This window comes from Tessaracoccus sp. O5.2 (assembly GCF_964266725.1).
In the GTDB taxonomy this organism is placed as follows: Bacteria; Actinomycetota; Actinomycetes; order Propionibacteriales; family Propionibacteriaceae; genus Arachnia; species Arachnia lapidicapta.
This window is the reverse complement of record NZ_CAXWGV010000027.1, coordinates 1-7,893: the sequence shown is the minus strand read 5'-3', so window position 1 is coordinate 7,893 and position 7,893 is coordinate 1. Positions and strand designations below refer to the sequence as shown.

At 67.3% G+C, this 7,893-nt stretch carries 8 protein-coding genes; 3 read left to right on the top strand and 5 right to left on the bottom strand.

The annotated features are described in order from the left end of the window. Positions 1 to 128: 128 nt before the first annotated feature. A complete protein-coding gene (locus ACFQPD_RS09865; RefSeq protein WP_385900448.1) occupies positions 129 to 542 on the top strand; it encodes a transposase in 414 nt (137 codons plus the stop codon). Positions 543 to 999: 457 nt separating this feature from the next. Here ACFQPD_RS09865 and ACFQPD_RS09860 read toward each other — a convergent pair whose 3' ends face one another. Genes ACFQPD_RS09860 through ACFQPD_RS09850 form a run of 3 tightly spaced genes read right to left on the bottom strand, consistent with a single transcriptional unit; the run spans position 1,000 to position 4,189 of the window. Further along, positions 1,000 to 1,671: an alpha/beta fold hydrolase gene (locus ACFQPD_RS09860; protein WP_385900447.1), complete on the bottom strand. Its 672-nt coding sequence runs from the start codon at positions 1,669 to 1,671 to the stop codon at positions 1,000 to 1,002. Further along, a complete protein-coding gene (locus ACFQPD_RS09855) occupies positions 1,668 to 2,768 on the bottom strand; it encodes a hypothetical protein (RefSeq protein ID WP_385900445.1) in 1,101 nt (366 codons plus the stop codon). Before ACFQPD_RS09855 ends, ACFQPD_RS09860 begins: the two co-directional genes overlap by 4 nt. Next, positions 2,765 to 4,189, bottom strand: coding sequence for a hypothetical protein (locus tag ACFQPD_RS09850; RefSeq protein WP_385900443.1), 1,425 nt, complete (start codon positions 4,187 to 4,189; stop codon positions 2,765 to 2,767). Before ACFQPD_RS09850 ends, ACFQPD_RS09855 begins: the two co-directional genes overlap by 4 nt. A 349-nt stretch (positions 4,190 to 4,538) precedes the next feature. Here ACFQPD_RS09850 and ACFQPD_RS09845 point away from each other — a divergent pair, with 349 nt between their 5' ends. Together ACFQPD_RS09845 and ACFQPD_RS09840 are read left to right on the top strand one after the other, a co-directional pair. Next, positions 4,539 to 4,835, top strand: coding sequence for an SHOCT domain-containing protein (locus ACFQPD_RS09845; RefSeq protein ID WP_385900441.1), 297 nt, complete (start codon positions 4,539 to 4,541; stop codon positions 4,833 to 4,835). Positions 4,836 to 4,837: 2 nt separating this feature from the next. Next, positions 4,838 to 6,289: a multicopper oxidase family protein gene (locus ACFQPD_RS09840; protein ID WP_385900439.1), complete on the top strand. Its 1,452-nt coding sequence runs from the start codon at positions 4,838 to 4,840 to the stop codon at positions 6,287 to 6,289. Between the two features lie 69 nt (positions 6,290 to 6,358). On the opposite strand, the gene ACFQPD_RS09835 is transcribed toward ACFQPD_RS09840, so the two are convergent. Then, a complete protein-coding gene (locus ACFQPD_RS09835; RefSeq protein ID WP_385900438.1) occupies positions 6,359 to 6,979 on the bottom strand; it encodes a redoxin domain-containing protein in 621 nt (206 codons plus the stop codon). Then, on the bottom strand, positions 6,976 to 7,875 hold the full coding sequence (locus tag ACFQPD_RS09830; RefSeq protein WP_385900449.1) for a cytochrome c biogenesis CcdA family protein: 900 nt from the start codon (positions 7,873 to 7,875) through the stop codon (positions 6,976 to 6,978). The genes ACFQPD_RS09835 and ACFQPD_RS09830 overlap by 4 nt, the downstream gene beginning before the upstream one ends. Positions 7,876 to 7,893: the final 18 nt, after the last annotated feature.

The window sequence follows — 7,893 nt, the reverse complement described above, 5'->3', positions numbered from 1 at the left end:
GTGCTCACCGGAGGCCTTGGCCTCATCGAGCATCCGCAGCGCGCGCTCGCGCATCTCGGGAGAGTACTTCTGGTTCATCGTGTTCCATCCTTGCTTCAAGAACGGAACGAAACCCAGGCCGATTCAGTTTGCGCGGGATCTCCACCCTGACTGGGTTCGGGTTGGCGGTCGAGATCGGCGACTGGACCCGGTTCACCGGCAACTCGATCGGCTCGTTCGTCGGCCTGATCCCCTCGGAGAACTCGTCCGGCCAGTCCCGCTCGCTCGGGCCGATCACCAAGACCGGCAACAGTCACGCGCGCCGACTCCTGGTTGAGGCCGCCTGGCATCACCAGCACCGCTACGTCCCCGGCAAGACGATCCGCGACCGCTGGGACCTCGCCAGCCCCGCCGCCCGGGCCCGCGGAGACCTGGGCAACCGACGGTTGAACCACCGCTGGAACCAGTTCAAAGCCCGCAAGAAGCGACCCATCGTCGCCAACGCCGCGATCGCCCGCGAACTCGCCGGCTGGTGCTGGTCGCTCGCCGTCCTCGAGGACTGAACTCGAGGCCACAAACTTGGCCCGAGGACCGGCAGGCGAAGAGGTGACGCAGCGACCGGAACGACCCGCGATACAACTATGAGCAGCCGCCCTGACCGGCGGCGACGCTCGACTCTAGACACGCGTGACGTTCCGAGCCGAAAGCACCGTCCTGCGGTAACCAACCCGCGAATATCAGACTGACATCGCCGTCGACAGACACGCGAAACCCCTCGTCAAAACCACTTCGGGCCAACACAAGGAGAGGCGCCACCCGGCATCCAGCCCGGTGGCGCCTCATCCTGCCCTCTTGACAGGAACCACACCCATATCAGTTGTCACACGCGAGCTGGGCTGGACTTCGTGATGCCTCATGTCAATACCTCCGGGTGAACTGATCGTTGCCTCAGCAGTGAACCTCCGGTTCGCCAGGACTTTTGCACAGGATCGGGGCTTGGGTCACACTCGGCCGGGGTGGCTAGGGGTCCCAGAGAGCCAGGACCTGCTCGCCTGCCTCGTGCAACAGCGGCACGTCATGCCAGAAGAGATGCCCGCCTCGGATTGTTCCGGCACTGATGCTCATTCCCGTGGCCTGGGCCGATCGGAGCATGCGGTGAACGGAGGCTCGTGGCGACATGCGGCTGGTGTCCCCGTTGATGATCAGGACGCGAAGGTCCGGGCGGGTTCGTCCGATCGATGCCAGGTAGGCGGGGATCGGCTCGACGAGCGTGAGGGTGCGGACAGTGAGATCGTTGGTCGCTACCGATGTCGCGGCGGCGGCGACCGACGCCCCCATCGAGTAGCCGAGGATGTGGATCCCCTGGCGTGGGTCCGCGCCCACTGCTTCGAGGCCTGCAAGAGCGCATCGGAGCATTCGGCGCCCGACGGGGAGAAAGGATCCTACGAGAAGGGCCCCACGCTCCCGCGGGCGCAGGCGGGTTCCAGCCGTCCCCAGCCCGGGAGTCTCGACGATGACGATGCGCGCGGCGAGCTGCCGAGCCAGGCGTGTGAACAGTCCGTACTCGAAGGGTTCCAGCCATCCGCCGTACCCCATGAAGGCGACGCACAGGCGTTCGGCGTCGTCGTCTCCGACGGCACCCCACTTGAGTCCCTCGCTGACGCCTTCTCGGGGTGCTCCCGCGTGGTTCACCGTCCGGCCGTTCGCGGTCTGGTCGCCATGTGATGGGTGAAGGCGAGGCGGACATCGGGGGCGTCCCAGAAGCGGGAGGTGTGGGTCAGGAACTCGGTGAGTGGGTCACGTTGTGTCCACGAGAACTTGTACCCGGTCCGCGTACTGGGCCTGGCTTCCGTTTCTGCGGCGTCGCTGAAGGGGTCGGAGCCGTCGGGTGGGGTGTCCCACACGTCGATGAACGCTTGGGCTGCGTCGTGGAGGTGTTCAGCGATCACGTCGAACTGATGGCTGCGGCGCACGGGCAGTTCGGGGGTATATCCGACGATCTCGTGGAATGCCTCCTTGATGGGGCGTCCGAAGGCGAACTGGCGTCGTCCCTCGCGCGCTCGTCGGTAGATGCGGTACCAGTCGAAGCCCGATGGGTTTTCGGCCGGGGTGATGAGCTGGCTGTCGCCCAGCGGGTTCAAGGTGAGCATGGTCATGAGGGGGCCGGCCGCGAGCTCCACCATCCGTTGCTGCATGGTGCCGAGGGCGTCGGTTCGCCTGGACGAGCGGAGACGCTGTGCCATGTTCTCCACGGTGCTGTTCCCGTCGAAGAAGCGCGCGCCGAACCACGCCCAGGCCGCGGCGGCGAAAAGTCGGGAGGTCATGTCGGCGTACTCGACGAAGCTGTAGAGAGCCGAGCCGCGGGGGTCGCGCCAGGCTCGTTCCGTACGAGATCCCGTCGATGCGCGCACAGCCCAGGCATCCCAGTACTCCGGGGTGCTCATCAGTTCCCGGACTCGGAGCAGCACGCCCATCCCTGTTGCCTGTCTGAGGTCCAGGCTGACGCGGCTCGACGGCATCGAGTCATCGCTACCCGCGACATCGAGTCGCAATCGCTCGTCTCTGGGCAGGCCTTGGCTGGACTGGAGGTTGAAGTCGACGAAGATGGCGGCGTACTCGGCGAGCGCCTCGGGGGTGAGGGTCAGGAGCACCTCAACGGTCGGCTGCCAGTCGATCACGATGGGAATCGGCGGTGGTGTGCGTCGAAGGAGCGTGGCGGCGTCCTCGATCCGCCGATACCGGGCACCGTGGTCATCGAAGACGAGGAACTGCAGGTCCGGCCTTTTCATTGCCGGGACCTCGGTTCCTGGTGCCGAAGTGGGACCGTGATGGGCCATGTCGCACGCAGGACCTTGCCGTTGGGCATCGAGTCTTGCCGCAATGAGCCCCCCACTGCGGACAGGTGGCGGCTGATGCCGCCAAGGGTGTGGGAGTTGGCGAGGACCCTGTCGGGGATCAATGGGAGGGTGTCGCGGACCTCGACGATCAGATTCTGGCCTTCTTGGCGGGCTGTCGCCAGCACGTGCCCGAACTGATCTGGCATGAGCGATGCGTAAGCCTGGACGCTGTTCGAGACGAAGGTCCGAAGGTAGGCCGCCACCATCTGGTGATGCTTGGGGTCCAGCCCCGGGTCCAGGCGGATGTTCGTGTCCAGGTGAACGGCCCCGTTCTGGGCTTCGCGGCGGAGGAGTTCCTCAATCGGGGGGAGGAGCCCGCGACGGGGGTCCAGGCGGCCTCGTTGTGCCTGCTCGTGGATGAAGTCGACGTTGGCGATGTAGTGCTCGAGCTCCATGCGGGTCATGGGGTTCGCTACCCGTCGAGCGGCTTCCTGGAGCGGTCCCTTCACCGGCTGGGTGAGGGCGTGGTATTCCAGGGCTGCGGTCTTGACGTTCTCCTCGTTGATCTCATCGCGAACAATGGCGGCCGCTGTGACGGCTCGGTCGAACTCCCGCTGCCTCAGGCCGACGTAGTATCCGAGACCCAGGGTCATCAACGCGTAGGGAAGGGTCTCACCCCACGCTCCGGGACGAGCGACGATGATGACCGCGAGCAAGAGGGGTATCGGGATCCACAACAGTCGGATGGATCGCACGACGGGCGCCGGGAGCCCGTTGCTGGGGGAATACGTGGCCGGACCCATGAGTGGTCCCAGACCACCTGACACGAGGTACATCATGGCGGTCGCGAGCGCCAGGACTTTTACCCAGCCACGGTCCGGGGTGGGCGGCTCGAGGAAGACCAGCACAAGCGTCAGCTGGAGCGAGCACGCGACAACGCCCAGCGCCGATGTGACGTTGGGAAGGAACTTCTCGTAGTTCCGGTACCACACCCGCACCGCCCGCCAGTACCACTGCCTCCGTCCGTCCCGACCGGTCGAGGAGCGTTGGGCAACAGCCTCGTACCGATGGCGCATGATCGGCTCGAGGTAGATCTCGAGGGCTACTTGGAGAGCACCGGGGATGAAGAACAGCCACCCGAACCACGGAAACCCGACCGCCGCCGAAGCGATGATCAACGTGACCAGGAGGACCAGGCGTGTGACGTAAGGCCGGTTCCGGTCCTGGTGGGAGGAGCGAGCATCGACGACGCGCGCGAACCAGGTGGATCGGGGTGCGGACACGAAGTCGGCGAACAGGCAGGCAAGCGAGCTGCGATCCGCGGCCGAGGTGTCGGCGGCGTCGTCGACGGCTGTCTCGTCGGAGGTCTTCATCCGTGTCGCTCCTGCGCTCTCTGCTTCTCGCAGCACAAGCGTGGCATGTAGGGACCACGGCGTGTCCCGGCACCCCCGGTTTGCGCCGCGATCGGGACGCATCCCACCCGCGTTGCGTGATGCAACGCCACGGACGAGCGCACCGCTGAAGATGAGTCCTGCCATGCGGCGACAGGTGGTGGCCAGCCGCACTTGGGGGGAGCGGCTGGCCACCACCGAGCCTTCGTATCCCCAGGCGCGTGCCACTCCCCCAGATCGGTCACAGCCCGACATATCTCCGACAGATACCTGGGGTACGCCGCAGATCGGAGTACCGTGGAGGACATCCGAGCGGAGGCAGGTGCGCCTGATGGATTGGGACGACATGGGTGGTTGGCACGGAATGGGCGGCTGGGGCATGGGCGGCGGCTGGGGGCTGTTGTTCGGTGTACTCCTCCTGGCAGGACTGGTGCTGTTGATCGTGTTGCTCGTCCGGGCATTGAGCGGAGGAGTTCGCCAGGACCGGAACCCACCGCCGCCCTCGGGCTCCTCCGGCCCTGAGTCGTGGCCGGTGCGGGCCCGTCAGATCCTGCAGGAGCGCTACGCGCGCGGCGAGATCGACACCGAGGAGTACCAGGAGAGGTTGCGGAACCTCGGGGAGTCCTGAGGGTGCGGCCGATTCCCCGGCGCCGGGCCCTGCAGTTGGGAGCGCTCGGCACTGCCGGCGTAGTCGTGGGCGGGTGGGGCCTGGCCCGGCAGGCCAGCAGCCCTGGTTCGACGCGGACACCGTCGGGCGGGGGCACTGCCCTCACCCTCCCGTCGGAGCTGGTCAGCAGCGGCGGCGTGCTGCGCGTGGAGTTGGACGCCGCCCCGCGCACGGTGACGGTGGGCGGCGAACGGGTGACGATGCTGGGCTACGCCGACCACGTCCCCGGACCGACTCTGCGTCTTCGCCCCGGGGACCTGCTGCAGATCCGGTTGCGCAACGACCTTGATGAGCCCACCAACCTGCACGTCCACGGGCTGCACGTCTCCCCAGAGGGCAACGGCGACAACCCGTTCGTGGTCATCGAACCCGGGCAGAGCTTCGACTACTCCTACCAGCTCCCGCCAGACCACCCGCCAGGCACGTACTGGTACCACCCCCACCTGCACGGCACGGTGGCCGACCAGGTGTTCGGCGGCCTGTACGGCGCGATCGTGGTGGACGAGGACGAGCCGCTCCCGGTCGCACGCGAACGCGTGCTCGCGGTCTCGGATGTGTCGTTCGACGGTGCCGGCAATGTCCGTCCTGCCTCCCCGCAGGAGCGGATGATGGGACGGGAGGGTGACCTGCTGCTGGTCAACGGTCAGGTCGCCCCCGTGTTGGAGGGTCGCCCGGGGGAACGGGAACGGTGGCGGGTGGTCAACGCCTGCACCTCTCGCTATCTGCGCTTGGTGGTGGACGGGCAGCGGTTCCAGCTCCTCGGGATGGACCTGGACCGCTCCCCGATCCCCGAGGAAGTGGACGAGGTGGTCCTCACCCCGGGCAATCGGGCTGACCTGCTGGTCACCCTCGCTGAGGGCACCACGACGGTCCGCACCCGCGGGTACGACCGCGGCGGCATGGGAGGCATGATGTCGGCCACCTCCGGACCGGCGACACTCGCCACGCTGGCTGCCAGCGGCGACGCCGTCGCCGAGGGGGCTCAGCTGCCGCAGCTCCCGCCGTCCCGGGACCTGCGAACGGGCGAGGTGGACCGCCGTCGGGAACTCACCATGGAGATGGGCATGGGGATGGGAATGCGGGGACGGATGATGTCCTTCACCATCGACGGCCGCGAGTTCGACCATGAGCGCACCGACCAGCAGGTGGCGGCCGGGACCATCGAGGAGTGGACCATCCGGAACACCTCCACGATGGACCACCCCTTCCACCTGCACGTCTGGCCGATGCAGGTCCTCGAGGAACGCGGCCGTGCGGTGAAGGAGCCGCGGTGGCGGGACGTCGTGGACGTCCCCGCCGGTGGCCAGGTGGTGGTGCGGATCCCGTTCGAGGGCCACACGGGCCGCACCGTCTACCACTGCCACATCCTCGACCACGAGGACCTGGGGATGATGGGCGTCATCGATGTCGGGTGAGCTTCCATCGACGCGAGCGCGCCCGCCGCAGGCACATTCAGGTGGAACCACACATCCCGGGCAGTGACTTCACCGCAGTCGCGTGGTGACCTCGTTGAGGAGTTCTTGGGGGTCGAGCCACATGGAGGGGTAGTTGCCGTTCCAGCGTTGGACGCCGTCGCCGTCGATAAGGACGAAGCCGTGGCCCGGCATCCCGGGGTGCATGCCTTTGTCGAGGACGTCGTAGGCCTTGGACACCGTCCCGTCGTCGAGGAGGTACGGGGTGGCGACGCCGAACTGCTGCATGTCGGGCAGGATCTGCTCGGCGCTGTTCATGACGATGGGAAGCACCTCGATGCCCGCCTCGGCGAAGCCTGGGTTCTTCTCGATCTCGGCCATCTGCATGGTGCACGACGCGCAGCCGGCGCCTTCGTTGAAGAAGATCAGCACCGGGCTGGGGCGCAGGTCGCTGAGGGTCACGGCCGTGCCGGCGGTGGTGGTCAGCGTGAAGTCTGGGGCGAGTCGCTGGGTGTCGCCCTGTTCGGGGACGGCGGTCCATAACCCGTAACCGACGACTGACAGCACGATCAGCGTCACCGCTCCGCCGATGATCCTGGCCCAGGTGCGGCGCTTCTTGTCGCGCTGCGCCTCGGCCTGCTGCCTGGCTTTGAGTTGCTCGCGTCGGGAGGGTGCGGGGTTCGTGGGGGTCATCGTGGCTCCTGGGAGAGTGTCGTCGGAGCGCTGGCTCCTTCGGGCGCGGGGGTCGGTGCGAGTTGGGTGTCGCAGCAGTCATGGACGGCGGCGGTGGGCTTGGCGTGTCGGCGGTCGCGAAGGGTGGCGATGACGAATACGGCCACCAGGGCGAGCAGTGCCAGGCCGAGTACGGCCTCGGGGACGGGTGCGGTGATCGCGATCAGCCAGGCGAAGACGTCGGCGAGCCAGGCGCCCACGCCCACGAGGGGGGCGTCGGCGCCGGTCATCTCGGTGGCGCCTGCCTGGCCGATCACCAGGATGCCCATGATCACGAACCCGACGGCGACCGCGAGGTTGACCGTGTTGGTGGCCAGCGTGAAGCGGCCCAGGTTGATGCGGATCGGCTTGGCGCGGAGGCGGCGCATCCGCTCGGGGCGCTTGTCCCACAGCAGCGCCATCACGAACAGCGGGATCACCATCCCGAACACGTAGGCCAAGCCGAGCACCAGCCCACCGACGGGCGAGGCGGACAGCGCCGACAGGGTCATCACCCCGGCCAGGACCGGTGCGCAGCAACTGGAGGCGATGCCGGAGAACACACCCAGGCTGAAGAAGGTGGCGGTGTCGCCGCGGGCGGTGTTGGGGGCCCGCAGGAACGACGGCATCGACCACATCGCCCCCGACAGCGCCAAGACGCCGAGGCCGATCATCAGCAGGCCACCGGCCCAGTACAGGACCACGTGGTACTTGGCGATGGCGCCCGCGATCAGGCTCACGCCCATGGTGATCGGGACCAGGACTGCCGCTAGGGCGTGTCTCCTTATGCGTGAAGCCAGAGGGTGATCGCGCGTAGGACAACGCCTCCTCGGTAGATGGCTGCGTGTTTGTCGTATCGGGTAGCGATGCCGCGCCATTGCTTGTGGTCGTTGAAG

Bases quoted from the DNA above. Each gene is read 5' to 3' on its own strand.
- ACFQPD_RS09835 (WP_385900438.1), bottom strand. From the start codon at position 6,979: ATGACCCCCACGAACCCCGCACCCTCCCGACGCGAGCAACTCAAAGCC.
- ACFQPD_RS09830 (WP_385900449.1), bottom strand. From the start codon at position 7,875: ATGGCGCGGCATCGCTACCCGATACGACAAACACGCAGCCATCTACCG.
- ACFQPD_RS09855 (WP_385900445.1), bottom strand. From the start codon at position 2,768: ATGAAAAGGCCGGACCTGCAGTTCCTCGTCTTCGATGACCACGGTGCC.
- ACFQPD_RS09845 (WP_385900441.1), top strand. From the start codon at position 4,539: ATGGATTGGGACGACATGGGTGGTTGGCACGGAATGGGCGGCTGGGGC.
- ACFQPD_RS09850 (WP_385900443.1), bottom strand. From the start codon at position 4,189: ATGAAGACCTCCGACGAGACAGCCGTCGACGACGCCGCCGACACCTCG.